Raw genomic sequence first — 26,092 nt, 5'->3', positions numbered from 1 at the left:
TGCGAATCGGTGCCAGACAAGGAATCACGGTCGATTCCTGCGATGCAATAGTTGGTGCGCTCCCTAAGCCCTCTCGGCTAAATGTGGGTAATTGAAAGCTTCACCAGACGGATACATTCGGGGCTAGGCCACGGCGACTACAATCAGCACCTTGCCGTGGCGACGAGTACTGGGTCAGGAAAATGCGACGCCAATCCGGTGCTCCGACCGCCACACGGCACGACAGGGAAATCGGAACTGCGCACTCGGAATGATCAGCGTAAACTCGTGCGGGATACCAAATGCGTTCGGCATATCCAGGTTGGCGCCCATATCGGACAAATTTCGAACGACGCAGCTGAATGCGCCCCCCGGAAACTCGATCGTCGCGGCTTTGAAAACGCGTCGACGGCGGCTGGTTCGGTTCTCCATGATCGAACTCCTTGACGTCCTAAGCAGTCGAGAATGTCACCGACTTTAAGCGGCACTTCTGAGAGATCGATAAAAGTTGTTACGGAAAGTCGGAGGCGAATGCGGGGATGCAGTGAACAATCCATTTACCGTATCGGTCGGTGCAATCGTGCCATCCGCGGCGTCCGGCTTTAAGCCGCCGGAACGGGCCACCGCCCCGACCTAGGCGCTACGACCGTGCCCGATCAGCGGCAAATCGAAGCCGGCACGTCACGCGGTCGCTCGCCGCGTAGCCCGGAGGACAAAACATGATCAAGCGCATCAATTCCGAGCAGGTGGGAATCTTTCCCGAGGCGCCCGGGCCCGGCGTGAATGCTTCGCATCGTCCAACACCGCCTCGACGACGGCGTTCGCGCTTTCCAGCATTTGGAATTTGCCTCGCTGCTGTAGGTGAATGAGTGGCACGATCGCGCGGTGCAAACCGTGAAGTACCATTCGCATTGAAGGGCTGCGGCTTGCTACGCCAAACAAGCGAGCAAAGCGAACAAGCGACGGACGCCGTTGCCTGCGAGATCTTGCTTCGCTCGGGCCCACAAACCAAGCAGTGAACTGAGCGGAGGTGCCCTTAACATTTATTCGTGTCCACGTCAGAACGATAGAACTCGACAACGCGGTGCTTCATTGATACGCGGACACGAAAGCCTGCAGACAGCCACGCTTTCGCTTGTGGGCCTGCCCCCTGTAGTGTGCTCCACCAGCCAGTGAATTTGTAAGCCGACGTGGGTAGAGGCTTTCCCAATATCGATTCAACCTCTGAAAAGGTTAGCCGAAGGCTTTGACGACTTTCCGTTAGCAGCCTTTCATGGAGGGGATGGTAAGTTGGCCTTCGCATCGGTCAGCGTCATGTGAGTAATAATGACTGAGATCGGTCACTGCACTTTTCTCCCGAGGTCTCTCAAGAGCACGTGGAGAAAGTCGCTGGCATGGTCATAACGCACGCTGCCATTCGCGATTTGACTGGTGTGCGGCTCCAGTATGCGACCGACAATTTCCGGGCCGAGCAGCTCAGCTCTTTCCGACCACTGCTGCAGCAACCTATCGGGAATGTCTTCAGTCGACCCGAACAACTTCAATAGACAATGTTCGCCATCGTGCTTGCGGTCGTGATGAGCCTTCGCTGCATAAAAAGCGAACAGCCCACGAAAGGCATCACGCGAAACGGCGGGTTTTGCCATCGCAATGTCTCCCAATAGAATCGAGCCGTCTAATTTGCGAAACCTAGATCTTCAGAAAAACAAGAACTAGGGAAATCTAATCGCTCGGACTGAAAAAACGTCAGCAGAACTGACGTTGACACTGCAGGCACTTCGCCTAGATCCGTGCTGATGCTCAAGGATACTCACAGGCGCTCCGCAGGGGCAATGCTATGTGGGATAATCCGATCGAACTGCCAAATCTGCTCCTGGGAGGGCGAGCAGCTGGGTACCGATCGGGGCAAGACACGCGCGGGCAACCTCCGGCACCCGCTTGTCGTCCGGGTCGGCAACTACGCGTAGAATTCCGTGATACTTCTGCGCAGACCAGCTGCGGCCGACGAACCTGAAGGCCTCAGTTGCGAAATCTGCATCGCCGCCTCGGCAGCAACTTTTCGATTAGTGAGCCTACGATCGATTCGCATATTGTGCAGATGAAAGTCTTGGGGGCCGCCGCGGTGTATCTTTAGACATCTGCCCTCGCGAATGCGCTTAGGGCGCGCGATTACGTCGGCAGGCGCTCGAAACCAGCGCGGCGAGACAACCGAACAACAAGACAGCGCCCGCCGCCAACGGCGTATCAGGCATCAGCACTGCTGCCATGCCCGCGAGGCTGACGACCGCCAGGATCGCGAGCGCGAGCGACCCGTTGTCGACGAACAGCCCGGCCAGTTGCCGCAGCAGAATCATCATGACAAGGCCCCCGTTTTCGGCCGGCGCGCGAGCACGACGGCTGCGCCGCTGGCAGCCAGAAACATCGCCGCAAATCCGACGATCGCGAAATCGCCGCCGGGCCAAGGCACGCCGAGCCCCTCACCGGTCCAGAACACGCCGAACGCGGACAGCATAATGCCGACGGCGAATTTGAGCGTGTTTTCCGGAACCCGCGCCAGCGGCCGATGGACGGCAAGGCCGACAACCGCAACGCCGAGACACGCCGCAATAGCGCCGGCGCTCGCGGGAAGGACCATTCCGCGACCGGCACCCACTGCAAATACGATGAACACGACTTCGAGCCCTTCGAGGAGAACCGCCTTGAAGGTCGTGATGGCCGCGAGCCAATCGAGCCGCGCCTCGTTGCGGCGAGCCTGCTCGCGCAATTCTGCCGTCTCGGCCGCGAACGTCAACGCCTCATCATGGAGCGGGATGACCCCTGCCGCGCGCAGGATCGCCTTTCGCAGCCAGCGCATGCCGAACAGCAGGAGCAGGACCCCGATCACGAACTGCAGCAGGTGCAGCGGAACATGATCCAGCAGCGGCCCGAGCGCCACGACAATGAGCGCCAGTACCGCAAGACCAATGAGTGCGCCGAGTCCGGCCGGTCGCCAGCCGCGCACGGTCGCAACCGCCAGCACGATCGTCAGAGCTTCGACCGCCTCGACCAGCGAGGCCAGGAACGCCGCGATGATGGCCGGCCAGATCAGTCCCCAATTGGCAATCATGCGAGCTCTCCAATTCGAACCCGCGAAGAAAGTGCGCGATCCCGTTCTTTCGACCGCGTCCCGCAATAGGCGACTGCTGTCATGAGCGATATTCCGATCACGCCAACGGCAATCTGAATCCACAACGCGTTCAGACTCAGTTCGATCGCGGCATGGGCGCAAAACGAGAGGACGATGCCAGTGCAAAAGACCTGGAGCGACTTTCGGCCACACTGGGCCAGCGGCGCCAACGCGCGCCACTGCAGGATTGGCGAATCCAGAGGCAGGAACCAGGTCACCACCACAGCGAGCGCGATGAAGTGAAGGACACGGTAAGGCGCGAGGTTGGTCTTATCGTTGGGATCGAATGGCTGCAGCATCCAATGCGGAACAAGGCCGCCGATATCTGGAGACCGAATGGCCGTCGTCACGACAAAAGCGAATAAAAGGTAGCCGATCGCGAGCCGGAACGCCGCCCCCGTTCCGAGGACCGGCTGCAGGGCCTGGGCGCCGCCGAGGGCTGTCCATGCGCCCAGAACAAAAAGCAGTTGCCAGGCGAATGGGTTGAAATACCAGGAGCCCGACGGAGAAGCGGCCAGATTCCAGCCAAAATGCCTGCCGGCAAAATATATGACGATCGAGCCAGCCAATATCCAGTTCGGCTTGCGAACCATCAGCCACAGCGCCGGCGCGAACACGCTCAACAACAGAATATAAAGCGGAAGCACGTCGAGATTGACGGGTTTGTATCGCAATGCCAGCGCCTGGATGGATTCCCGGAACGGCATGTTCAGGAAAATAGCGACGTTGAACTGGTTCAGGTCGTCTGGATCAAGAAATTCGCGGGAGGCGCACGCAATCACCGCGATATAGACGGCGACCACCACGATGTGGGCGGCATAGAGTTCGAAAGCGCGCTTTGACAGGCGCGACGCTGCGGCCAGATAGCCGCGCTCGACCATGATTCGTCCAAACGCGAGGGCTGCCGTGTAGCCCGAGATGAATACAAAGAGATCGGCGGCATCGCTGAAGCCGTAATTCCTGCCCGTGGTCCAATTCAGCACTTCATGAGGAATGTGGTCCAGAAAGATCGCCCAGTTCGCCAGCCCGCGAAACAAATCCAGCCTGACGTCGCGCGTGCCGAAGGGGATAGCTGCATGAATCCGCATGACATGCGCCTCATGGCTTGGACGATGGCGGCGGCGATGCCGGCGCGGCGGCCTGCGAGGCCGCCTGCGCCACGCGAACTGCGTCGCCCGCAGCCAGCGTCTCCGGCGGGTTATTGATGATCCGCTCGGCCGGCGACAATCCGGCAAGGACCTCCACGCTGTCGCCGAGATCGCGACCCAGTTGCACGCTTCTGAAAACGACCTTGTCGTTGCTGTCGAGGGTCGCGATCTGCGTGCCCTGATTGCCGGTGATCAGCGCGGTCGACGGCACCTTGACCAGATGCGCGTCGGTCGGAATCTCGAAATGCACGTTGCAATAGCTCCCGCCGAAGAATTTTCCGGCGGCATTGTCGGCCTGCAGCTCGACCTGCATGCTGTGCGAATTTTGATTTATCGACTTGGAGACATGCGACAGCGTCGCCTCGAATCGCGCACCGGGATATTGCGGCATTTCGAACGTTGCTTTCATGCCAACGGTCAGCCCGGCCGTAAACGATTGCGGCACCTGCACGTAGATGCGAACGCGATGCAGGTCCGACACCTCGAACAGCGGCTGGCCGGAGCCGCCCGAGTTGATCAGCATGCCGAGTTCGACGTTGCGGGCGGTTAGGACGCCGTCAAACGGTGCGGCCAGCGTCTTGAACGACTGCATGGCCTCGAGCTGCCGAACATTGGCTTCGTTGGCGTCGACGACGGCCTCCTTCGCCTTGGCGTCGGCGTCGGTCTGGTCCGCCAGCTGTTGCGCTACGATCTGCTTTTGCAGCAGGATGTTATTGCGGTTGGCGGTCAGCGATGCGATTTGATGATTGGCCTTGACGCTTGCCAGTGTTGCCTTGGCCTGGCCGAGCTGCTGATCGAGATCGGGCGCATCGATGGTGGCCAGCACCTGGCCGGCCTTGACCGGCGATCCGATGTCGTGGTCCCAGCTCTTCACGTAACCGTTGACGCGCGCGAAGATCGCCGCCCGGTTAAACGGCTGGATGTTGCCCGGTAACGTCAGCGTCTGATGCGAGCTGCCGGGGATCAGTCCGGCGAGCGCAACCGTGGGGATGGCATGGGTGTTGGTCCAGTCCACCACCTCCTGCTTGCTCTGCGCCCGGCCGATGAAGCCGTAGCTTAGCACGATGCCGGCCACCAGGACGGCGGCAGCCGCGGCGATGCAAAGGCTTTTCCGGCCTGGCGCTTTGATGTCTTCCGAGGGCATTTTCACTTATCTCCACTCAATGCCATTGTATCGTTGCGCCGTCTGGCTCACTTGCCGCGCCGGGCTTCGAGCCGTGCACCAGGCTGAAGATCGTCGGCACCAGAAACAGCGTGGCGCAGGTGGCGAAGATCAGCCCGCCGATCACGGCCCGGCCCAGCGGCTGGTTCTGTCCGGGCTCGATCGCCATCGGCAGCATGCCGATCACCATGGCGAGCGCCGTCATCAGCACCGGGCGAAACCGCGAACCGCCGGCCTCGAATGCCGCCGCGAACGCATTCGCGCCAGCTTCCATCCGCTCGCGGGCAAAACTGATCACCAGAATGCTGTTGGCGGTCGCCACCCCCATGCACATGATGGCGCCGGTCAGCGCGGGAACCGAAAGCGTCGTGCCGGTGCCGAACAGCATCCAGACGATCCCGGCCAGTGCGGACGGCAGCGCCATAACGATGACGAATGGGTCCACCCAGGATTGGAAGTTGATGACGATCAGAAAATAGATCAGCACGATCGCCGCCGCGAGGCCGACGAAGAGCTGCTGATAGGCGCTTGTCATCGTGCTCACCTGGCCACGCAGTGCGACGCTTGCGCCCTTGGGAAGATCTTTTGCGGTGTCGTGAATGGCGGTTCGAATATCCGACGCCAGCGCGCCGAGATCGCGTCCCTGTGGCGTCGCATAGATGTCGATCACCGGCGCAACATTGTAGTGCGACACCACAGCGTTGCTGTTGGCGCGCTGGACCTGCGCCAGGCCGCCGAGCAGCTGGGTATTGGCGGTCGCTGCCGACGTCACCGGAATGTTTTGCAGGCCGGTCATGCTGTTGATATCGCGCTGCGGCGTCTGCACCGATACCGCGTAGGACACGCCGTTGGCCGGATTGAGCCAATAGGTCGGGGCGGACTGCGAGCTTCCCGACAGCGTCGTCAGCATCGCTGTGGCGACGTCTTTTTCGGTCAGGCCCACCAGCGACGTCAGGGAACGGTCGACATTGACGTCCAGCGTCGGCTGCTGAAACGCCTGCTGGATGCGCGCATCCGCGATTCCCGGGATCGCTCTGATTTTCGTCAACAGCGCATTGGCATATTTGCGATTGGCCGCAAGGTCGCTGCCGGCGACCTGCAGGTCGATCGGCGCCGGTACGCCGAAGTTCAGCACCTGGCTGACGATATCAGCGGGAAGGAAGGCGAAGCTGGTGCCCGGAAACTGCTGCGGCAGTTTTTCCCGCATGGTCTTGATGTGGTCGTCGGTCGGCGCATGGTTGGGCTTGAGGCTGATCAGGATGTCGGCGTCGCCGACCCCGATGGTGCCGGAATTGTTGTACGCCATGTTGATGCCGGAGACCGAAAGCCCGATATTGCTCACGATGCCGCCGAGTTCGCCTGCCGGAATGATGCCGTGAATGGCCGTTCCAATCTGGTCGGCCAGGCTGGTGGTTTCCTCGATCCGCGTTCCCGTCGGCGCCCGGATACGCAGCTTGATCTGGCCGCCGTCGACGGTCGGGAAGAAGTCCTGGCCGAGTGAGGGCGCGAGGCCGAACGACAGGATGCTGAAAGCCATGAATCCGGCGATCACCTTGATCCGGTTCCCGAGGCAGAGCTGCAGCAGGCCGAGATAGGCCTTTCGAACGTTTTCGAACATGTGCTCAAAACCGCGCTGGAAGCGCGCGAGCGGGTTGCGGCTGGCTTTGGCGCGGCCGGCGTCATCGGACGAGCCGTGGCCGTGTTGATGGCGCAGCAGATAGTTTGCCAGCGTCGGCACCAGCGTGCGTGACAAGACGTAGGAAGCGGCCAGCGCCAGCATCACCGCTTCGGCGAGCGGCCGAAACAGATAACCGGCGACGCCGCCAAGACCGAACATCGGCACGAAGGCGATGCAAATGCAAAGCAACGAGACGGTCGCCGGCACCACGATCTGCTGGGCGCCATCGAGAATGGCGGGCTCGATCTCCTTGCCCTGCTCAAGATGCCAGTTGATGTTCTCGATGGTAACGGTGGCGTCGTCGACCAGGATACCGACCGCGAGCGCCAGGCCGCCGAGGGTCATGACGTTGACGGTTTCGCCGAGCAGCGAAAGTCCGGTCAGCGCCGCCAGGATGGCCAGCGGGATCGAGAGCGTGATGATCAAGGTCGAGCGCCAACTGCCGAGGAACAGCAGGATCATCGCGCCCGTCAGTGCCGCCGCGATCACGCCTTCTCTGACAACGCTGGATACGGCATCGGTCACGAACACCGACTGATCGCCCACGGCCGTCAATTTCAGGCTAGCGGGCAACGTCTGCGACACCGACGGCAGCAGGCGCTTGACGCCGTTGATGATGTCGAGCGTCGAGCTGGCGCCCGACTTCATAATCGTCAGCAGAACGGCGCTGGCACCGTTGACGTGAACGGCATTGGTCTGCGCCGGACTGCCATCATGCACGTAGGCGACGTCCCGCATATAGATGACGGTGCCGTTGACGGTCTTGACCGGAAGGTCGTTGAAAGCCTGCACCGCTTTCGGCGAGTCGTTCAAATTGACGGTGTATTCGTAGGAGCCGATTTTCTGCGTTCCCACCGGCGTGATCAGGTTCTGCAGCGAAAGCGCGTTGATCACGTCGTTGGCGGACACGCCGTACTGATGCAGCGCCTGCTGATTGAGATCGGCCTGGACCTGACGCACCTTGCCGCCAAAGGGAAGCGGCAACGCGGCGCCTGGAACCGGCGCCAGCGCTGGGCGGATGAAATTGAGTGCCGAGTCGAAAATCTGGGTCTCCGACATCTTGTCGCTTGAAAGCGCGAGCTGCAGGATCGGCACGCTCGAGGCGTTGAAGCTCAGGATCAACGGCGGCGTAATGCCGGGCGGCATCTGCTTCAGCACGGTCTGCGACATGCCGTTGACCTGCGCCAGCGCGGCATTGATGTTTACGGTCGGCTGAAAGAAGATCTTGATGATCCCGTAGTTTACGATCGACTGGGATTCGATGTGCTCGATATCGTTGACGCTGTTGGGCAGCGAGCGCTCGTAGAACGTGACGATGCGGCCGGCCATGTCGTCGGCGGGCAGGCCGGTGTAGCTGAACACCACGCTGATGACGGGAATGTTGATGTTCGGAAAGATGTCGGTCGGGGTCCGCAGCGCCGACGCCGTACCAAAAATCAGGATCAGCACCGCCATGACGACGAACGTATAGGGCCGCCGCAAGGCGAGCCGAACGATTCCAATCATGAGCTTCTCCCGTGTAAAACGATGTGCCGCCGCTGTAGCGCCCGATCCTTGGGGCGGCCTTAGTGCCCGGCCCACCTGCCGTTTCTCAGCCTCGCCAAACGCAATTGTCCAATCGACAATCACGAATCTAGGGTTGAGTTTCGCATTCGTACAATGCATTCTCTTCATCTTCACATGCGCGCTTTGAATTGTGTTGGAGTTCCAGTCGCTTGAGCAAGACAGCGCCCAGGTTAGCAGCGCTTGATCTAAATCTACTGGTGGTGTTCGACGCCATCATGCGGGACCGATCCGTCACGCGGGCGGGGCAACGACTGGGACTGAGCCAGCCTGCGATGAGCCATGCCCTGACGAGATTGCGTCACATGCTGAAAGATGAGCTCTTTATCCGCAGTCCTAACGGAATGGTGCCGACCCCGCGGGCCGACGAACTCGCCACGCCGATCAGAATCGCACTCGATGGGCTGCAGCAATCGCTTGAACCGGTGCAGTTCGATGCGTCAACGGCGACGGCATCATTCCGCATTGCCGTCGACAATTATGCTGCGATCGTTCTGGTCGCACCGATTGCGGCGCATGTTGCCCGAATTGCTCCCGCGGTGAAGCTGGATTTTCGGCCAAGCGGTACGCTGGACGTTCTCGATCAGCTTGATCGAAGCGAACTGCATCTGGTGATAGGGCCATCCGCCGCGACGGGCGAACGCTTCTCGCGGAGGCGATTGCTGCAGGATCAGTTCGTCGTGGTACATCGCAAGGGTCATCCGAGCGCAAGGGTGCAGGAACTATCGGCCGAGAAGCTGGCCGCGCTCCCCCAGCTCGAAATCTCGTCGGCTCAATTCGGCACCGATCTTGCCGAGAACGGGCCTGGACGATCAAAGCCCGGCCCAAGACCTGCGATGCGTGCGCCATTTCTGTCTGCCGCGCAGATTCTGGCGACATCGGACCTGGTATCGGTGCTTCCACTCAACGTCGCGAGGAACATGACAAGGTCTCACCCCCTTGTTTTCCGTCGGCTGTCGCGTTCGCCCAAGCCGATCGAAGCTGCAATGATTTGGCTGCGACGGCTCGATAACCAGCCGGCACATGCTTGGCTGCGAGATGTCATCAGCAGCGTGACGAGCGAGCTTCGGGGTTGATAGACATGTTCCGGCGGAAACCCGGTGCCATAGCGCGCGTGCGAAGAATGGGTGGGCCCCGGTTCGGCGCGATGCCCGCCTCGCTCTGCCGAATGTCTGCTTTTGCGCGCCACGTCGTCAAGCCGGATGTTCCCCCGAGCGCTGCGGCACGAGCACGATCAACAACACCATGATGGCCGCCAGCGAGGCCGACGCGGCGTATCGGCTGAGTGCCAGCCCGCCATGGTCGAGCGGCTTGTCGAGGAAGTCGCCAACGGTAGCCCCAAGCGGTCGGGTGAGCACGAACGCGACCCAGAACAGGACGGTCCGCGAAATGTTGGTCCAGAGGTAGGCCCCGGTTACGACTGCGAGTCCGGCGGCAAACACCAGCGCGCCGCCGGCATAGCCAAGCCCGGTCGAATCGGCCATCCAGTCGCTGAGCGCGGTGCCTAAAGTCTGCGAGAACATGATCGTCACCCAGTAGAAGGTCTCGGCCGACTTCGAGTTGATCGATGCGGTCGAAACCGTTCCCATCGTTCGATGCCAGAGCGCAAGCGAAGCGACAAGCAGCGCGGCCAGGAGTGAGGAGCCGCCGAGATAGCCGATGCCAAGCGAGCGATCGACGAAATCGGCGAGCGTGGTGCCGACGGTGGTGGTCGCGACGATCACCACCCAGTAAAGCAGCGGGTGAAATCGCTTCGCGCTCATCTGTGCGGTGACACCGGCGGCGAAGATCGCCGCAAAGATCGCCGTTCCAGCCAAATAGCCGAGATTCATCGACATCGTCACGGCGTCGCCGCCGGTCTCGCCGAGCGTCGTCGCGAGTATTTTGATGATCCAAAATCCCAGGGTGACTTCTGGAACCTTGCTCGCTCGCTCAGTGTCGACTGCGCTTTTGTAGTATTGATCCATGCTTCTTCCGCTTCCGCTGGATGTCGACGGTGGGCGCGTGGCGCCGCCGTCGGCCATGTTCGATACGTGTCAAAATGCAACGCGGCCGAGCGTCAGGATTTCCCGACTGAATCCATGATGGACAGTAACTCAGCAACGGCTTGCTTGCATTTAGTGGCGTCGGGGGTGCTGGCGCGTAGTGCTTCGAGCGCACGGTCGATGGCCTTGTCGACGGTGTGCCAGTCGGCGGCGGCGCGCGGCTTCAAGGCGGCCTCCGCCTCATCCCATTGGGTCTCGAGATCTTTGATCCGCGTCTTGGCTTCCGCGAGGTCGCCCTTGTCGAGCAGCGCCGAGACGTCGACGACGATGGTGCGGAACGGCGTCAGGTCGCCGAGCTTCGATGACATTGCCGCTTCGGCAAGCGGTACGAACGAAATGTGCCCGTTGGGGTGCAAGTTCGGCTCGCTTGTCGACACCGTCAGAAGGCCGACGGCCAGCGCCAGAATTGTCTTGTTCATGCGTGTTCTCCTCTTGGTCTTGCCTGCACGCGGTTGCGTGGGTTTCTAATGGACAATGAGATTGGAATCACCGCACCGGATCGGTCTTGCCGGTTCGCTCGCCTTCAAAGCTCACCCAGGCGACGAGTGCGACGATGACGGTGAGAAACCCAATGCTGGTGTAGATGGTGCCGAGGCCGAGGCCGCCGTATGTTCTGGACTGCGAAAGCAGGTCACCGAGCGAAGCGCCCAGCGGACGCGTGAGGACGTAGCCCAGCCAGAAGGTGAGAACTGGGTTGGCTCCGAGATAATAAGTGAGCGCGATGACCGCGATCAGCGCGCCAAATGCGACGACGCCGAGCTGGAAGCCGAGGCCGAGGGCTTCGGTCGCCAGATCCCCGGCCGCTGTCCCCAGTGCAAATGTGAAGAGGATCGCCCCCCAGTAGAATAGCTCGCGCCGCCTGGTGACGATGGTGTGAATTGAAAGCGTCTGCTCGACGCCGTACCAGATCGCGGAAGTCGCGGCCAAAGTGGCTGCGAAGACTGCCGTGCTGAGATAGAGGCTGATTTCAAGCTTGTCGGTGAGCAGGTCGGTGATCTGCGTGCCGACGACGCTGACGAGAACCACCGTCAGCCAATAGATCCAGGGAACGTAACTTCGCGCGCGAAGCTGCAAGGCCAGCGCCGCGACGAGGAAACCAACCATGATCACGGTCGTCGCGCTTGCCCCAAGGCCGACATGCACGGCGAGATAATCGGCGCCGGTCTCACCGACCGTGGTCGACAGGATCTTGATTACCCAGAAGATCGCTGTCACTTCGGGGACCTTATTGAGCAACAGTGGCAGACGGGGGTTCACCGTGGCGGGCACGTGGTCTCTCCTCGAAGGAATGCGTGTTCGAAGCCGATGCGGCACGATGACGACGCGAACTTAGGAGCGGCTTAGGAGGAGATTTTGGCGGAGTGGACGCGCGTGTTGACCCCGCAATGCTATTGACGAGGACCACTCTAAGTCTCCGCTAAGTTGGGATGGAGAGAACGATACCGGTTTCAAGCCGGAGCATTTGGCCGTGCGTGACGAGAAGGACGGTATCCCGGGGTGCAACGTCCCATGAGGGACTAACTGGGCATCGGAACAGAGGCATCGAAATGAGGGTTTTGCTTATCGAGGACGACAGGATGGTCGGCGCGGCCGTCGAGCAGGCGCTTAGGGATGCGGCCTATGCGGTGGATTGGGTGGAGGATGGTGAGACCGCCATCCACGCCGCGGAGAATGAGGCCTACGAGGTCGCACTGCTCGATCTTGGGCTTCCACTGGCGGGTGGCCGCGAAGTGCTGCGCCAGCTTCGCTCGTCTGGCCGTAAACTCCCAGTTATCATTGTGACCGCGCGGGACGGCGTTGACGACCGCATCAATGGCCTCGATCTCGGCGCGGATGACTATCTGGTAAAGCCGTTCGAGATTCGAGAATTGCTGGCGCGCATGCGCGCAGTGCTTCGCCGCGAAGGCAGTGGTTCACCGGCGCTGCTCAGCAATGGCACGCTTCATTTGGACCCTGCGACGCGGGAAGCTTGGTTCCACGGCGAAGCATCGCTGCTTACCGCCCGCGAGTTCGCGCTGCTTTACGGCGCTGTTGGCGCGGCCGGGCACGATCCTGTCGCGCAGCGAGTTGGAACGGCAAATCTACGGCTGGAACGAAGAAGTCGAGAGCAATGCGATCGAATTCCTGATCCATACCATCCGCAAGAAACTTGGCGCCACAGTGATCCGCAATGTGCGCGGCGTCGGCTGGATGGTGGACCGCTCGTTATGACAAAGTCCCTGCGCGCTCGTCTTTTCGTCGGCTTGACCGCGGTCATCCTTTTGGCGGGCTGTCTAGGTGGCGTATTTACCTACCTCTGGGCGTTCGACGAGGCGATCGAGATGCAGGATTCGGTCCTGGTCCAGATTGGAAGCCTGATGCAGAACGGCGGCCTCAAGAGCGATCAGTCGCTGCGCGGCGTTGATGCGGACGCGGAGGTTGATGTCACGGAACTCGGGACGGCGCCGCATGGCTCGGCCGAGGAGCGGCGACTCTGGAGCCTCCAGGACGGACTACACGTGGCGTCGCGCACCGGTCAGTCGGCGCGGGTGCTATTGCGGACCCGGCCTGACGGAAGCCGGTTTGCCGTGACACAGCTGACCGACGTCAGAGATGACATAGCGAGCAGCATGGCGCTTCGCACGCTGCTCCCGATCGCTGCGCTGATTCCCTGCCTCCTGCTGGTCGCGGCGTTGGTCGTCGCGGGATCGCTGCGGCCAATGGTCCGATTGGCCGGTGATCTCGACTTAAGACGTGCGGATGACACGACCCCGCTTCTGCTGGCGGACACGCCAAGCGAACTTCATCCGTTCATCGCATCGATCAATCGGCTATTGGAGCGAATGAAATTGATGCTGGATCAGCAGCGACGTTTCATCGCCGATGCTGCGCATGAACTGCGGACGCCCATCACCGCGCTTGGCTTGCAGGCCGAGAATCTCGATCCGGCCGATCTTCCGGAGCAAGCGCGCGAACGCCTCGGCGCGCTCAAGGAGGGGATGCGCCGCACCAAGCATCTTCTTGAGCAGTTGCTCGTGCTGGCGCGACATGAGGCCGGCCCGAACGGTGAAGCCACCGTGGTGCCGCTAGACCGCAACGTGAAGGAATTGGTGGCGGATCTGGTGCCAGACGCGTCGCGCAAGGGAATAGATCTCGGTTTCCAGTTGATTGAATCGATCGCGACCAAGGGTGAGCCCGTGATGATCGCAACGATGATACGGAACCTGCTCGACAATGCCGTACGCTTCACGCCGCAAGGCGGACGCGTCGATATCGGGATCTATCGCGAGGGCAACGAAGCGGTGGTGAAGATCGAAGATACCGGACCGGGCATCCCGTCCGGCGACATCGATCGGATATTCGAGCCGTTCTTCCGCGGCAGCCGACCGGCTGAGATGGTACCGGATTGGGCCTCTCGATCGTAAAACGCATCGTTGACCGCCTCGGGGGGATAGTTGTGCTGGAGAATATTTCCGACCACCCCCCGAAAGGTCTTCGAGCAACCGTCCGCCTCCCGGCCATGTGTGGAAGTGATGCCTAGGAAGCTCCCCTCTCTATGTCGCAGCTAAGTCGTTCCAGTTAAGGAATCTTCGTCGCTTTTCGGATGACGCCAAATCCAACGACGTCATGAGACGGGAGAATCGCAATGATGATGCAGACAAGCGTGGACCGAGTTCTTCGGCACGAAGCAGTGGTTGGAAATTCCGAGATCGGCTTCGAGACTTTTGTGCCCGTATTTATGATGTCGTCTATCGGGCTAACGCTTAGTCTCTTGATAGTAACTCTGGTCGCGCGTTAGCCGGCGAAGTTCTTCTCGCCCCCAAAGGGTTATCAGCGACAGAGATTGAACGCTCGGGCCGTACTGAGGTCTGAGGTCGTTCGCGTCGGTTTTGGCATGTCCGCGACATGTCTGGTTGTGCGCGCTCCGCAATTCGTCGATTTGGCCTCGTCCTTTCCGCGACGTAGGTCCGAGATTGAGTGAGACCACCGATCGCCGCCGCTATCGCGAACTTCCACTTCAAGCTATGTTGTATTTTGTTCGAAAGGTCTCGTTTTCTTGCCTCAGCCCCTTGGCCCCAAATGGCAGGGAGCACGCACCTGGAGTGTGGTGCCTCAAGAGGTTGTCCTTGGTCAAACCGAGCCGTGGCTGGCGGGGTTTGGCTCGGCGATGAATGGGGCCTGGAGGAGCGATCACGCAACCCCTCCACACCTTCTGCGAGGAACCGCTTGACCCATTTGGCGACGGTCTTCGGCGTCGTGTTGAACTGGAAAGCGGCGTCGGCTTTGCTCAGCCCGCCCTCGACCACGCTTCGGACCAGGCCTGAAGCGCGGTCTGGATGAAGCGCTCGGCCTTGCCGTTTGTTCTGGGCGTGTAAGGCTTGGTGCGGATGTGCTTGATGCCCAGGTGCCGGCAAGCGTCGCGGAAGAAGGACTGGTAGCAACTGCCATTGTCGGTCATGACGCGCGTTACGGTGACGCCGAGGCTCTTGTAATAAGCCACAGCCGCCTTGAGAAAGGGAACAGCGCTGTCCGCCGTCTCGTCGGGCATGATCTCGGAGAAGGCCACGCGGGAATGGTCGTCAATGCGGACGTGGACGAAATCCCAATCAGCGCCACGGCTCTTGTTCGGGCCACTCGGATCGCCGGTGATGCGGTGGCCGACACGCTCGAACCGCCCAAGCTTTTTGATGTCGATGTGGAGCATCTCGCCTGGGGTCTCGCGCTCGTAGCGGCGCTCCGGCTCGGCCGGCTCCAGGTCGCCTATCCGGTTAATCCCAAACGGCGAAGGACGCGGCTGACGGTGGCCGGTGACACCTCGACCTCGGCTGCGATCTGCTTGCCGGTGTGGCGCTGCCGTCGCAATGTCTCGATGACTGTGCACGACCTTTGGGCGTCAAAGGCGCATTCTTGTGGACGTTCATCTGGCCTCTCCTTGGAACACTGAAGCTTCGCAGCCTCAGCTTCTTCGGTTCAGACCTCGCGGCCGGAGGCGTCGAAACCGATCGACATACGCGAGGAATGAAGCCGCCTCATCACTCCGGCCGCTCATGGCATTTAGAGAGCTTCCCGAAGCGCAAAGAGGAGGCCAAGGCCAGAGCCCATGGCTTCGCTGGACAAGCTTGAATCAGGCGGCGCTACCCTTTCAGGCGTGTTGGCCGGACTGGCGCATCCTCTGATATGCCATGACCGCGGACACGCGGTTCGTGGCGCCGCACGTGTGCATGATGCTACTCATGTAGTGCTTGACGGTCTTTTCGCTGATCTTGAGTTTCTCGGCGACCATCCTGTTGGTGGCGCCGTTCTCGACCTCCGCGATGATCTGCAGTTCGCGATGGCTGAGACCCAGGTCGATCGACCCCACCTCCTTGTGCTGAACCGCCGAAAGCAGCCGCGCCGCAAACTCCGGCGAGACGAACGAGGACTCGTTCTTGAAGACGGCCCAGATCGCGGCCTTCAATTCGCTCGCGCTGACCCCCTTCAGGATGTAGCCGTGGGCGCCCGCGTTCAGGGCGGCGATGCCAGTCTGCGGATCGTCGCAGGCGGTAAGTATCACGCAGTGCGTTTCGGGGAATTCCAAGCACAACTGCTTGAGCGTCTCCAGGCTGTCGCCGGGAATCCCGAGATCGAGAATCATGATGTTCGGGCGATGTGCCTTCGCTATGTCCAGAGCGTCTGCGGACGAGACACCTTCGGCTACGACCTTGAAGCGGGGTTCAGCCCGGAATACGGCGGTCAGTCCTTGGCGGTAGATCGGGTGATCGTCGATGATGGCAATCGTGGCTTGCTCACTCAAAATTTCCATATGCGACACTCACAATGCAAAACTCACAGCGATGAAATTGGCATTCCAGAATGATCGAATGATAGGCATCATGAGGATACAAATTCAATCACTTTCGGTACATTAACGAAGCAATCGCGCCCGCGGCAGTTCCGCCTGGGAACCGTTAACGAAGAGCTCACACAGAATTTCGGTACCTCGTTCCGGACTGGAGAGTACCGAAAAGGTGCCTCCGAGCGCTCTCACTCTAGAGGCCATTCCCAGCATTCCGAGACCCGAATGCGGCCTGGCCCGCGTCGCAATGGAAAGGCCGCATCCGTAGTCGCGCACCGAGAGCCGCAGCATCCCGTCTTCGCATCGGAGCATTACGGTTTGCTGAGTGCTCCCCGAGTGCTTGGATGCGTTGTTCAATGCCTCCTGAGTCACTCTGCTTGTGGCTCGCGTCGTACTGCAGGTCACCTTGGTTGGCGACGACGTGGTTGCCGTTGATGATTCAGGTTCAGCATGAGCCGATATGACCTGACCGACTTCGAATGGCGCGTGATCGAGCCACTGTTGCCCAATAAGCCGCGAGGGGTGCCGCGCGTCGATGATCGGCGGATGCTGAACGGCATCTTCTGGGTGCTGCGATCGGGTGCGCCATTGCGCGATCTGCCTGAGCGATACGGCCCACGCACAATCTGCTACAATCGCTTTGTTCGATGGCGGAAAGCATGTGTGTGGGGTCGCCTCATGGCCAACATTACCAAAGCCCATGACGGTGAGGTGCAGATGATCGACACCTCCATTGTTCGCGTCCATCAGCAGGGTGCGACGGCAAAAAGGGGGATCGAGATCATTGTCTCGATCGATCCCGAGGCGGGCTGACAACCAAAATCCATGCTCTTGTCGACGCGAAAGGCAGGCCGATCAAGCTGATGCTCACGGCAGGTCAGATGAGTGACGTCGCTTCCGCAGCGGACTTGATCACGGATTTGCCCGAGGGTGCCATGCTGCTCGCAGACAAGGGCTATGATGCCACTATCTTGCGCACTGTCGTCACCGAGCGAAAGGCATGGGCCAACATCCCGCCCAAGGCCAACCGCAAGGACCCGATGTGCTTCAACCCCTTCCTCTACAAGGCACGCAACCTCGTCGAACGCTTCTTCAACAAGGCCAAGCACTTCCGTCGCATCGCAACTCGATATGACAAGCTGGCAGAAAACTACCTCGCTGCCCTCAAACTCGTCTGCGTCCGCATTGGCTACGCGGTAGTGAGTCTACGTCCTAGACTAGCCGGCGGCAAGGACATGACGCTGGTGCGGCAAGACAAAATAAAGCGCATCCGACGAGGCCGGGCAGACGCGCGACGGTATATCTACGCGAACTGCGACGGAAATGATCCGCTCCAAGATCCCGTGGTACGGCGATGGACGGAAAGCTCGCGCGGCCGCCGGTAGCCCAGAAGCGGGCCCCAGAGTGCCTAGAAGTCCGGAGCCCCGCAACCGCAACAGCTCGTGATATTGCTCGGTACGAATTTCAACTCTACTCTCGCATCGCGTTCGCCTTGCCCCTACTACAACTTTGCGTGCGCGCGCCTCAGAAGAGCGCTTATGCTGGAGGGTGGCCTCGGCCCGGTTGGTTAGAACCCGGAATAGTAATCGTTCACCGCTCTCGCCCGTCCCGGGTCCTCCCAATTCCAGTCGTTGTCGTTGCCGTATTTCGGCGCTCCCTGCAGCCTATCTGCTGTGAGATTGGTTCGGTAGCCGCCGAGCGCCGTGTCGTATTTCAAGGATTGCCATGGCAGCGGGTAATGATCGTCGCCGATTCCCAGGAAGCCACCGAAGCCGAGAACCGCATACGACACTTGGCCGCTGACCTTGTCGATCATCACGCGCTCGATCGAGCCGATCTTCTGATTGTCGGCGCTGTACACCGCGGTGCCCTCGACCTTATCGCTGCCGATCAGCGTTCCTGTTTCACGCCTGTCCGTTTCCATCGTCTCCTCCGTTTTGCAACATCGATGTGAGATAACGGAGGGTGCCGGATGCTCGTTCCTTCGATTTTTCTAGCGACACGAAGGCGAGGAACGGACGGTCAGTATGGCGAGTGAACCTCGGGATCGAAAGTCGCAGATGTATTATGAAATCCATACTCGCCATTGCCTGTGTCGCCGTTGCGCTCGTCTCCGCAGGCGCCGGGGAGGCAAAAGGATGCATTGAGGGAGCCATCGGTGGCGTCGCCGGCCACATGGCCGGCCATGGCAAAGTGGGCGCAGCGGCTGGCTGCATAATCGGCCATCACGAGGCGAACTAGCCGGATCCGGGCAAGGCCAACGCTCAAGCGCCGTCCGGTCAAAAGTGAACATTCCCGCGCGGCTGCACATCGCCGCCACGACGTTCATGGGGAACATTGACTTAGAACTTGAGAGTGGTTCTGAGACCGAACACCGACGCGTTCCTGAGGGCCCTTCCGGCGAGCGGCCCCGCCGGTAGCGTGGCGCCGCCGCCCGGGTGGACGATGTATTGGAAATTGGGCTGCACCGTCCAGCCGTCCTTGACCTGATACTGATAGACGGCGGTCAGCAATCCTTCGAAGCGTCGCACGGGCCAATTCGGATTCACCAGCGTCCGATAATCCGCATCCAGCGCCTGCGCTCGTTTCGAGACGTGGGCGTACCCCGCTGCGATCCCGAACTTGTCGTCCGGACGGTCGTCGCGCAGACCGATGAATTCGATGCCGGCATCCGCGTAGAGATCGATCAGGTTGCGGTCGGCGGGCGCGCCCGCAACGCGAGTGAACACGCCGATCCCGCGATCGTCGTTGTGAGGCACGCGATAGATCTGCTGTTCGAACACTGCCCATCCGCCGATATCGCCCGACAACGGCAGTGGCTCGCCGCTGCTGGCGGGAGCGGCGAGCGAGACGCCGTTAGAGGCGAGCCGCTGGTCCGCAAAGGAGCCGAAGTGCCGCCAGCCCCCGAACTTGATCTGGCCCGTCAGGTTCGGATCGCCCTTCTTGTTGTTCCAGGCGTACTGGATCTGCCCGAGCAGGAGGGGCGGATCGTTAACGCGGAAGTTGACGCCGTAGCGGTTGCGCTCCTGCGGATCGCCCGGACCGGGACCGGCCTGGTCGCCATCGAAGATTCCGCCAAGCAGGGAAAGCTGGTCGGTCACGTTGACGAGCAGTCGGGCGCCGATCGCGGCCAAGGGCGGCGACGGTCCGCCGCTCGGCAAGTCGAGCGACGTGATGGCCGGCCAACCCATCGAGGCGTTGGTGAGCACATCGGTGTACTTGGTGTTGAAGAATTCACTGTCGGCGGCGAGCTGCCCAAATTTTAGCGAGACCTGTTTCGCGCCCCACTGCTTCTCGAAATAGGCTTCGTACAGCCGCGTCGACGGCAGAGCTTCGATTCCGCTGACGACGAAGAAGTTCTGCAGATTGCTGCGCGACAGCCCGTCGCCATGGATCTGGAACATGTTGGCATGGAAGGTGAGCTTGTCGATCCCGACGAGCTTCTGAAGATCGACGTCGACGGCGAGGTTCAGGCGGCCTTCGTAGATCGCGCCCTGCTTCAATCCTCCGGAAGCATTGCCGAGCACCTCGCCGATATAGGTCGCCGCGAACTTCACGCCGTATTTCTGTAAAGGATTGGGCAGAAGACCGAGCGTCTTCTCCTCCACCGTGCTCTCTCCCGTGTCGGGGTCGGCGGGCTTGTCCTCGTCAGTCTTCTTGTCCTCCTGCGCCATGGCATTGGCTGCAAGAATCAAGACGACAGATATCGAAAGAGCCGCTTGCCGGTATGCCTTCCTTGGCCGCGACACGGGAACTCCTCATACTGGAAGTGCCTCAGGGACTTGCCTGATCTTAGGCCCCAAGTCCATCATTCGACGACCTCTCTCAAGGCACCGCGCTGCCCGTCGCCGGGCGCACCCTAGCACTGGAAACAAGTCAGATGGGCTGACCTCTCGCAATGTATTCCTGAAAGCCCAAATTGAAAAAGCTGCGCTCGGGCTTTTCCGCTTGGGGCATCTCATGTTCGATACAGCCACTACCGCGCTTTTGCGCGCGGTCCTCGAGGAAGTCTGCGAGAGCGTTTCGCACCGCGAGATCGGGGCGCGCGCTCACGTCGCCTGCGAAGATTCTGGAAGCCGCGACCCGCGGAGCGTATCGCTCGAAGGTCTCGAGGAGGTCAGGCGCTAAGCTCTCGCGCAAGCGCGGACCATGTGACGTGCGGACGAGGGGGGCGGGGGTGAATTTTCAGTCACGGTGCTGAAGATCCTGGTGAGCTACCCGGATGGATTTGCCGTGATGGCCGACCTCAAGCGCGACATGGCGATCCTGGCGGCCAGTGGTCGAGACTGGGCCGACCGCACCAAGCGGCTGGGCGCGCGCGTGCCGGACCTCGACATCCTTTCGCAAGGTCTCGTCGCCCGCGAAAGTGGCGGCTGGAGGATCACCGTCAAGGGGCGGACGGTGCTGGAATTCATGGGGGCCCCGCCGGCCGCCGACCAGGCGATAGAGACGGTACCGACGCTAGACGCGCCGCTGTCGCAACCGCCCGAGCGGGCGAGCCGGCGTCGTGAACGCCGCGAGCGTCGGCGCAAGGTGCGTGAACGGGCGCGGGCGGACGCTTCCCACTCCGCGTAGCGGCGGCCGTCAGAAAGCTCCGAAATTCAAGTCGAAGCTGATGACAGCGACGAGTGAGAGCAGCAGCCCCAGGCCGCAGAAGATCGCGACGGTCTTGAACTCTTGGCTGACCGTATTTGAGCGGGCCGCGCCAACTAGCGTTCTTGCCTCTGCGTCCATTATTAGGGTCCTTAGCCCTCGACCGACGCGGTTGACCCTGACCGGACATGGGCGCCGCCCCTCGAAGCCACCCGTTGGGAAGGACAGTAACTTTGCTATATCGCGAAGTCGCAGCTCAGGCCGGTAGTTCTCTTGACCTAGCGTAAGTTGAGATGATCATATTTGACGTGAGACGCCCGACCTTCGGAACGAAACGCTCCTGCGGTCCCGCGCCTTCTGTTTATGGCCTCGATGTTGGCAGAACGGGAGGTAGCAAATGGCTATCGATTATACCTCGACCTCAATCGTGCTGTCAGAAGCAGGCCCCCAGGGGCCTCGACGGCAGTTTTTCTGCGACGAGATTGGACGGCGAGAATTTGTCTGCAGCGGAGGCGCCAGTGTCTTAAGCGTGATACTTGCTACGCTCCTCGCTGGCTCGAAGTCGGTCCGGGCCGAGGCCGTCGCCGGACCATTGCCTGAACTCGACCGCATAGCTGTTCGGATAGTGATCGACAGCTATCAGTTCGCTGTCGCACCGAGCAGGAAGCTACCCAACCTTGACGTCCAGCACTTTGGCTGGGGTCTCAGCGACAAACCGCCCCGCAGAACGTTGGTCAGCGAATTCGGCCTTGCGACGCATGTCGAGTCGCGACGCGGCAACGAGACGCGCAACGTCCTAGTTGATTTCGGTTTCACGCCGGAAGCCCTTCTCAACAACACGAGCTTGCTTGGTATTGACCCGGCGGCCATCGACGCACTTGTGCTCAGCCACGGGCACCAGGACCACTTTGGCGGTCTCGTCGGTTTCTTGCAGGCGCATAGCGGCAAGCTAAAGCCCAAACTTCCGTTGTTTGTCGGCGGCGAAGGATGTTTCTGCGCGCGCGAGTGGACTGCACCCCCGGTGCGGGGCAGCTTTGGCGTCATCGACCGCAAAGCACTCGAGGAGGCGGACCTCGCCGTAACCGTCGCAGCCAGACCTGCCCTGGTTGCGGATCACGCCGTGGCCACGGGGCAGATCAGTCAGAAGACCTTCGAGAAGGTGCTGTCACCGAGCGCAATGACCATTGGTTTCGACCGCGGCATCGGCTGTTATCCCGAGCGCCTCAGCGAGGCGGAACGTACTGCGCCCGTCGTACCGGATCAGTTTCAGCACGAGATCGCGACGGCGTTCAATCTAAAAGGACGGGGGCTTGTCGTCCTAACTTCATGCAGCCATCGCGGCGTAGTCAACGCGATCAAGGAAGCTCAAGCCGCCTCGGGCGTGGCAAAGATTCATGCGGTGATCGGCGGCTTTCATCTGGCGCCCTATCAAGAGGACTACATTCGAGATACGGTCAAGGCACTCCAGGAAATCGATCCGACTTACGTGATTCCGCTGCATTGTACCGGGGAGCCATTTTACGAAGCCGCGCGTGCTGCGATGCCGACAAAGCTCTTACGCGCGTACACGGGAACGCGATTGGTTTTCGAGCCGTGAGATCGGACCTGATAGGTCTAGCTGACCGATGCCCGTAGTTGAGGGCAAAGCGGACTTCCCAGTTGCGCACTCAGACTTTTGAGTTTGACCACAGGCGACGTCGCCCGGTTCTCCAGGCGGCAAGTGGCCCCTTTGAGACTTGCCCGACTGTCCGGAGAATGTCCGTTCACCGCCAGGGGTAGACCGGAAGTCGCCGTAATCCGGTCAAACCTACGCGAATGACCCTGGCTGTTCTCTAATTCCGGGCCTGCGGTCAAGACTCTCCTCACATCCTTGCCGGGTCCATGGTTCTCTCCGCGGTAGGGGCATGCCCTCCGCATGATGGCGTAGGATGACGTTGGCGGATCAATGTGTGAAGCGCGCTTGCTTTTTTGAGCATCGCAAAGCCAGGGGCGATCGCACCAACGCCAGCGTCCCGGCAGGGACATCAGCTCCCGCCGTAGGTCGGCGGGATTTCGATAGTCTTATGCTGTTTGGCCGGCAGTCTCCTTTGATGACCATTTGAAGTCGGTGCCATCAACCCACATCCGGTGGAGAATGACAGCAAGTTTTCGGGCAACTGCAACCTTGGCCTTCCGCAGCCCGCTTCGTTTCGCGAGCCGAATGCCCCAGGCTTTGAGCGCTGACCATTTTGCTACGCGAGTGAGAAGTACGTTGGCTGCTTCGTAGAGACAGTCGACGTTGTTGCCCGAATGCCTCGATGATTTCATTGACGATAGCAACCCTGTTCGCGTGATCGACGCGTTTGTCGATGCGCTCGATTTGGCTGAGATGAGCTGGTGGAGCCGGCGGCGACTGGTCGGCCATCGTACCACCCCTCGGTTCTCCTCAAGCTTTACATTTACGGCTATCGGAACCGGGTTCAGTCGAGCCGGCGGCTCGAACGAGAGGCCGGGCGCAATGTCGAGGTCATGTGGTTGCTGGGTCGGCTCGCACCTGATCACAAGACGATCGCGGACTTCCGCAAAGACAATGGCCTGGCGCTGCGCAAGGTATGTGCGCGCTTCGTCGAACTCTGCCGCGAGATGGGCTTGCTGGCGACGGCGGGCGTTGCCATCGATGGCAGCAAGTTTAAGGCCGTGAACAATCGCGACAAGAACTTCACGCGGGCGAAGGTGGAGCGGCGGCGGGCCCAGCTGGAGGAGAGCGTCGCGCGCTATCTGAGCCAACTTGACACGGCCGACCGGCAGGAGCCGACGGAGGCACTAGCCGCGAAGGTAACGAGGCTTACCGAGAAACTGACGAAGCCGAAGGAGAAAATGGGCAAGCTTGCCGTTTACGAGAAGCAGATGCTTGCTTCGTCTGACCACCAAATCTCACTGACCGATCCCGACAGCCGTTCGATGGCGACGAGCGGGCGTGGTTCCGGCGTCGTCGGCTACAACGTGCAGGTCGCCGTGGATACCGAGCATCATCTGATTGCGACGCATGAGGTCACGAACAGCGGCTCGGATCGGGACCAACTGGCCAATATGGCTAAGCAGGCCAAGGTTATTCTCAAGACCGAGACGCTCGAGGCCGTTGCCGATTGCGGCTACTTCAGCAGCCTGGAGATCCTCGCGTGCCACGAGGCCGGCGTCACGGTGACTCTGCCAAAGCCGCAGACGTCGGGTGCCAAGTCACATGGTCGCTTCGGCAGGCAGGACTTTGTCTATTTGCCAGAAGAGGACGCCTATCGCTGTCCGGCCGGGGAACAACTGCCATATCGCTTTACGAGCGAAGAGGACGGCAAGCGGCTACCTGTCAAGATTGTTCGCTCAAATCGCAGTGCACGACAGGCCCAGAGCGGCGTATCCCGCGATGGGAGCATGAGTATCTGCTCGAAGCCGTGCAGCAGCGCCTTGATGCAAACCCACAAGCCATGCGCCAGCGTCGCGAGACGGTCGAGCATCCGTTCGGCACGATGAAGGCCCGCATGGGAGCGACACACTTCCTCACCAAAACGCTTCCAAAAGTAGCCGCCGAGATGGCTCTCTCGGTCCTTGCCTATAATCTAACACGGGTCATGAACATCGTCGGGACCAAGCCGCTGATGGCTGCAATCGCGGCCTGAGACCGAACCGGTCCTCGCTTCCCATCGACTTCATTGGGAAGGGTGTTTTTACACGGCCAAGACCCATCCCGACCTCCGCGGTTGGCGGGCCGGCTTGCTCAATTGAATCGGAGCAATGTGTATCTTCCGTACCCATTCGGGGGACGGGTATGAGACGGCGCGATTTCAAGACGTTGGTGAGCGGAGCGGCATTGGCATGCCCGCTGATGGCTGGCGTGCAACAGCAGAAGCAGGTCTTTCGGATCGGAGTCTTGAAACTGATGGCGGTCGGGCACGCCATTTTCCAGAATTCGTCAGTCTCCTGAATTGGCTCCGTGAGTATTTCGTTCTACCTTCCTTAGAATCACATCCGGCTGATCGTTGCTGTTCGAGCTCCTGGCATGTCCGATCCGCACGGGACGGGTACAAGCGATCCTCCTGTCTCGTGCCGTTCACGGCATCGCTGAATTAACTGCCTAGCGCGCCCAATTTGGCGATATCCGAGCTTGCATCAGTTCGTTCCAAATCCGGAACGCCATGACGCAAAAGTCGCGGGCGTTGCAGATTTACAACCCGCACAGCCGTTCGAGATACTAAGCTCGTCCATTGAGACGACCAAACATATTTCATTCTTAGTTCAAGATGAGCAGCGGGGTCGAAAGGTGTTTGATGTCTATCGCAATGACAAGCGCGACTTGCTCGTTCTAAGTACGGGCTCTGGCGTACCCGTGCTTTACTCTGCACATAAGTGGCGCAAGAGCAGAAAAAGAGTTCTTAAGGTCAGCGACGAAATCAAGTCAGCCGTTCGGGCACAAGGCTACTATCTCCGCAGCCTGCGGGCCGCCAAGGAGCGAATGATCGAGGTCGAGTAGGTCGGCGGCCGGTGATCTCCACCTGCAATCTCTACAGCGTCACAGCCAGCCAAGCCTCCATCCTCGCGCTCAACCGGGTCGCACGCCTCTTAAAGTCGCAGCCTTCACTTAGGTTTCATTGTAGGGGGCTGCGCCCGCTGAACGCTTCCCTGTACCGCCGCCTGCGAGGTTCGGGTTATGGCGGCTTGAAATACCGCAACACAGTGATCGAGTTGCCATAGCTCGATGTCGTTGACATCAACTAGCTGCTGGGCACGTTCTCGTGCTTCCTGCTCGTCGGCACACTGCAACTTGGCCACGCTTATAACGTGGTGGTGCTGATCCAAAAGGTAAGCTCGGTAGTGCGCCATCCCCACGCCCCCAAAGTCGAAACCAGGTTACTCCATTGATGCAAATGGAAACCACGGAAAGTTGGGTTCGGAAGTTCACGCTTAATGTCTAT

General features: G+C 60.5%; 19 protein-coding genes and 6 pseudogenes. 8 read left to right on the top strand and 17 right to left on the bottom strand.

Annotated features, from left to right (window positions below):
- Positions 1 to 174 precede the first annotated feature (174 nt).
- The 7 genes from IVB01_RS07590 to IVB01_RS07560 form a co-directional block, all read right to left on the bottom strand.
- Positions 175 to 411, bottom strand: a complete 237-nt coding sequence (locus IVB01_RS07590) for a PilZ domain-containing protein (protein ID WP_247494356.1) — start codon at positions 409 to 411, stop codon at positions 175 to 177.
- 908 nt (positions 412 to 1,319) lie between these two features.
- Positions 1,320 to 1,625 (bottom strand): hypothetical protein, encoded by a 306-nt coding sequence (locus IVB01_RS07585; protein WP_247494355.1) that lies wholly within the window; start codon positions 1,623 to 1,625, stop codon positions 1,320 to 1,322.
- Between the two features lie 510 nt (positions 1,626 to 2,135).
- Positions 2,136 to 2,336 (bottom strand): hypothetical protein, encoded by a 201-nt coding sequence (locus tag IVB01_RS07580; RefSeq protein ID WP_247494354.1) that lies wholly within the window; start codon positions 2,334 to 2,336, stop codon positions 2,136 to 2,138.
- Positions 2,333 to 3,085 (bottom strand): TMEM165/GDT1 family protein, encoded by a 753-nt coding sequence (locus IVB01_RS07575; RefSeq protein WP_247494353.1) that lies wholly within the window; start codon positions 3,083 to 3,085, stop codon positions 2,333 to 2,335. Before IVB01_RS07575 ends, IVB01_RS07580 begins: the two co-directional genes overlap by 4 nt.
- Positions 3,082 to 4,233, bottom strand: coding sequence for an OpgC domain-containing protein (locus IVB01_RS07570; RefSeq protein WP_247494352.1), 1,152 nt, complete (start codon positions 4,231 to 4,233; stop codon positions 3,082 to 3,084). The genes IVB01_RS07575 and IVB01_RS07570 overlap by 4 nt, the downstream gene beginning before the upstream one ends.
- Positions 4,234 to 4,243: 10 nt before the next feature.
- The gene (locus tag IVB01_RS07565; protein WP_247494351.1) at positions 4,244 to 5,437 is read right to left on the bottom strand and encodes an efflux RND transporter periplasmic adaptor subunit; all 1,194 of its coding nucleotides are present in this window, start codon (positions 5,435 to 5,437) and stop codon (positions 4,244 to 4,246) included.
- 16 nt (positions 5,438 to 5,453) lie between these two features.
- Positions 5,454 to 8,639, bottom strand: coding sequence for an efflux RND transporter permease subunit (locus IVB01_RS07560; RefSeq protein ID WP_247494350.1), 3,186 nt, complete (start codon positions 8,637 to 8,639; stop codon positions 5,454 to 5,456).
- Positions 8,640 to 8,848: 209 nt separating this feature from the next.
- On the opposite strand from IVB01_RS07560, the gene IVB01_RS07555 reads away from it, so the two are divergent.
- A complete protein-coding gene (locus tag IVB01_RS07555; RefSeq protein ID WP_247494349.1) occupies positions 8,849 to 9,772 on the top strand; it encodes a LysR substrate-binding domain-containing protein in 924 nt (307 codons plus the stop codon).
- A gap of 117 nt (positions 9,773 to 9,889) precedes the next feature.
- On the opposite strand, the gene IVB01_RS07550 is transcribed toward IVB01_RS07555, so the two are convergent.
- The 3 genes from IVB01_RS07550 to IVB01_RS07540 form a co-directional block, all read right to left on the bottom strand.
- On the bottom strand, positions 9,890 to 10,663 hold the full coding sequence (locus tag IVB01_RS07550) for a hypothetical protein (protein WP_247494348.1): 774 nt from the start codon (positions 10,661 to 10,663) through the stop codon (positions 9,890 to 9,892).
- A gap of 92 nt (positions 10,664 to 10,755) precedes the next feature.
- Entirely contained in the window at positions 10,756 to 11,049 is a 294-nt protein-coding gene (locus tag IVB01_RS07545) for a hypothetical protein (RefSeq protein ID WP_247494361.1), read from the bottom strand.
- 178 nt (positions 11,050 to 11,227) lie between these two features.
- Positions 11,228 to 12,010: a hypothetical protein gene (locus tag IVB01_RS07540; protein ID WP_247494347.1), complete on the bottom strand. Its 783-nt coding sequence runs from the start codon at positions 12,008 to 12,010 to the stop codon at positions 11,228 to 11,230.
- Between the two features lie 278 nt (positions 12,011 to 12,288).
- On the opposite strand from IVB01_RS07540, the pseudogene IVB01_RS07535 reads away from it, so the two are divergent.
- A pseudogene (locus IVB01_RS07535) lies at positions 12,289 to 12,952 on the top strand (response regulator transcription factor).
- Entirely contained in the window at positions 12,949 to 14,145 is a 1,197-nt protein-coding gene (locus IVB01_RS35670) for an ATP-binding protein (protein WP_346659332.1), read from the top strand. The pseudogene IVB01_RS07535 and the gene IVB01_RS35670 overlap by 4 nt, the downstream one beginning before the upstream one ends.
- Before the next feature lie 726 nt (positions 14,146 to 14,871).
- Here the strand turns inward: IVB01_RS35670 and IVB01_RS35665 are convergent.
- The 3 genes and pseudogenes from IVB01_RS35665 to IVB01_RS07515 all read right to left on the bottom strand — a co-directional run.
- Positions 14,872 to 15,027, bottom strand: a pseudogene (locus tag IVB01_RS35665) (leucine zipper domain-containing protein); the annotation flags it as partial.
- A pseudogene (locus IVB01_RS07520) lies at positions 15,027 to 15,583 on the bottom strand (DDE-type integrase/transposase/recombinase); the annotation flags it as partial. The pseudogenes IVB01_RS35665 and IVB01_RS07520, both read right to left, overlap by 1 nt.
- A 280-nt stretch (positions 15,584 to 15,863) precedes the next feature.
- Positions 15,864 to 16,523 carry a response regulator transcription factor gene (locus IVB01_RS07515; RefSeq protein WP_247494346.1) on the bottom strand — a complete coding sequence of 220 codons (660 nt, stop codon included), beginning with the start codon at positions 16,521 to 16,523 and terminating at the stop codon, positions 15,864 to 15,866.
- Positions 16,524 to 17,006: 483 nt separating this feature from the next.
- On the opposite strand from IVB01_RS07515, the pseudogene IVB01_RS07510 reads away from it, so the two are divergent.
- Positions 17,007 to 17,772: pseudogene (locus IVB01_RS07510) on the top strand (IS5 family transposase).
- A 351-nt stretch (positions 17,773 to 18,123) separates the two neighbouring features.
- Here the strand turns inward: IVB01_RS07510 and IVB01_RS07505 are convergent.
- Positions 18,124 to 18,480, bottom strand: coding sequence for a PRC-barrel domain-containing protein (locus tag IVB01_RS07505; protein ID WP_247494345.1), 357 nt, complete (start codon positions 18,478 to 18,480; stop codon positions 18,124 to 18,126).
- Positions 18,481 to 18,898: 418 nt separating this feature from the next.
- Positions 18,899 to 20,251, bottom strand: coding sequence for a carbohydrate porin (locus IVB01_RS07500; RefSeq protein ID WP_247494344.1), 1,353 nt, complete (start codon positions 20,249 to 20,251; stop codon positions 18,899 to 18,901).
- 541 nt (positions 20,252 to 20,792) lie between these two features.
- Here IVB01_RS07500 and IVB01_RS07495 point away from each other — a divergent pair.
- A complete protein-coding gene (locus IVB01_RS07495) occupies positions 20,793 to 21,131 on the top strand; it encodes a hypothetical protein (RefSeq protein ID WP_247494359.1) in 339 nt (112 codons plus the stop codon).
- A gap of 9 nt (positions 21,132 to 21,140) precedes the next feature.
- Here the strand turns inward: IVB01_RS07495 and IVB01_RS07490 are convergent, their stop codons facing one another.
- Positions 21,141 to 21,290, bottom strand: coding sequence for a hypothetical protein (locus IVB01_RS07490; protein ID WP_247494343.1), 150 nt, complete (start codon positions 21,288 to 21,290; stop codon positions 21,141 to 21,143).
- Between the two features lie 256 nt (positions 21,291 to 21,546).
- Here IVB01_RS07490 and IVB01_RS07485 point away from each other — a divergent pair, with 256 nt between their 5' ends.
- Positions 21,547 to 22,746 (top strand): MBL fold metallo-hydrolase, encoded by a 1,200-nt coding sequence (locus IVB01_RS07485; protein ID WP_247494342.1) that lies wholly within the window; start codon positions 21,547 to 21,549, stop codon positions 22,744 to 22,746.
- Between the two features lie 464 nt (positions 22,747 to 23,210).
- Here IVB01_RS07485 and IVB01_RS07480 read toward each other — a convergent pair.
- Positions 23,211 to 23,417, bottom strand: a pseudogene (locus IVB01_RS07480) (IS110 family transposase); the annotation flags it as partial.
- A gap of 10 nt (positions 23,418 to 23,427) precedes the next feature.
- Between IVB01_RS07480 and IVB01_RS07475 the strand changes: the two are divergent.
- A pseudogene (locus IVB01_RS07475) lies at positions 23,428 to 24,799 on the top strand (IS1182 family transposase).
- 641 nt (positions 24,800 to 25,440) lie between these two features.
- Positions 25,441 to 25,650 carry a hypothetical protein gene (locus tag IVB01_RS35660; protein ID WP_247494358.1) on the top strand — a complete coding sequence of 70 codons (210 nt, stop codon included), beginning with the start codon at positions 25,441 to 25,443 and terminating at the stop codon, positions 25,648 to 25,650.
- Positions 25,651 to 26,092 lie beyond the last annotated feature (442 nt).

The sequence above is a fragment of the Bradyrhizobium sp. 164 genome, from assembly GCF_023073715.1.
In the GTDB taxonomy this organism is placed as follows: domain Bacteria; phylum Pseudomonadota; class Alphaproteobacteria; order Rhizobiales; family Xanthobacteraceae; genus Bradyrhizobium.
Note: the sequence above shows the minus strand (reverse complement) of the source record. Positions and strands in the feature narration are given on the sequence as shown.

What these genes read in the sequence shown, in the direction of transcription:
- IVB01_RS07485 (WP_247494342.1), top strand. Translation starts at nt 21,547, where the DNA reads ATGGCTATCGATTATACCTCGACCTCAATCGTGCTGTCAGAAGCAGGC.
- IVB01_RS07495 (WP_247494359.1), top strand. Translation starts at nt 20,793, where the DNA reads ATGGCCGACCTCAAGCGCGACATGGCGATCCTGGCGGCCAGTGGTCGA.
- IVB01_RS35670 (WP_346659332.1), top strand. Translation starts at nt 12,949, where the DNA reads ATGACAAAGTCCCTGCGCGCTCGTCTTTTCGTCGGCTTGACCGCGGTC.
- IVB01_RS07505 (WP_247494345.1), bottom strand. Translation starts at nt 18,480, where the DNA reads ATGGAAACGGACAGGCGTGAAACAGGAACGCTGATCGGCAGCGATAAG.
- IVB01_RS07580 (WP_247494354.1), bottom strand. Translation starts at nt 2,336, where the DNA reads ATGATGATTCTGCTGCGGCAACTGGCCGGGCTGTTCGTCGACAACGGG.
- IVB01_RS07585 (WP_247494355.1), bottom strand. Translation starts at nt 1,625, where the DNA reads ATGGCAAAACCCGCCGTTTCGCGTGATGCCTTTCGTGGGCTGTTCGCT.
- IVB01_RS07545 (WP_247494361.1), bottom strand. Translation starts at nt 11,049, where the DNA reads ATGTCATCGAAGCTCGGCGACCTGACGCCGTTCCGCACCATCGTCGTC.
- IVB01_RS07565 (WP_247494351.1), bottom strand. Translation starts at nt 5,437, where the DNA reads ATGCCCTCGGAAGACATCAAAGCGCCAGGCCGGAAAAGCCTTTGCATC.
- IVB01_RS07490 (WP_247494343.1), bottom strand. Translation starts at nt 21,290, where the DNA reads ATGGACGCAGAGGCAAGAACGCTAGTTGGCGCGGCCCGCTCAAATACG.
- IVB01_RS07575 (WP_247494353.1), bottom strand. Translation starts at nt 3,085, where the DNA reads ATGATTGCCAATTGGGGACTGATCTGGCCGGCCATCATCGCGGCGTTC.
- IVB01_RS07590 (WP_247494356.1), bottom strand. Translation starts at nt 411, where the DNA reads ATGGAGAACCGAACCAGCCGCCGTCGACGCGTTTTCAAAGCCGCGACG.
- IVB01_RS07515 (WP_247494346.1), bottom strand. Translation starts at nt 16,523, where the DNA reads ATGGAAATTTTGAGTGAGCAAGCCACGATTGCCATCATCGACGATCAC.
- IVB01_RS07570 (WP_247494352.1), bottom strand. Translation starts at nt 4,233, where the DNA reads ATGCGGATTCATGCAGCTATCCCCTTCGGCACGCGCGACGTCAGGCTG.
- IVB01_RS07560 (WP_247494350.1), bottom strand. Translation starts at nt 8,639, where the DNA reads ATGATTGGAATCGTTCGGCTCGCCTTGCGGCGGCCCTATACGTTCGTC.
- IVB01_RS07550 (WP_247494348.1), bottom strand. Translation starts at nt 10,663, where the DNA reads ATGGATCAATACTACAAAAGCGCAGTCGACACTGAGCGAGCGAGCAAG.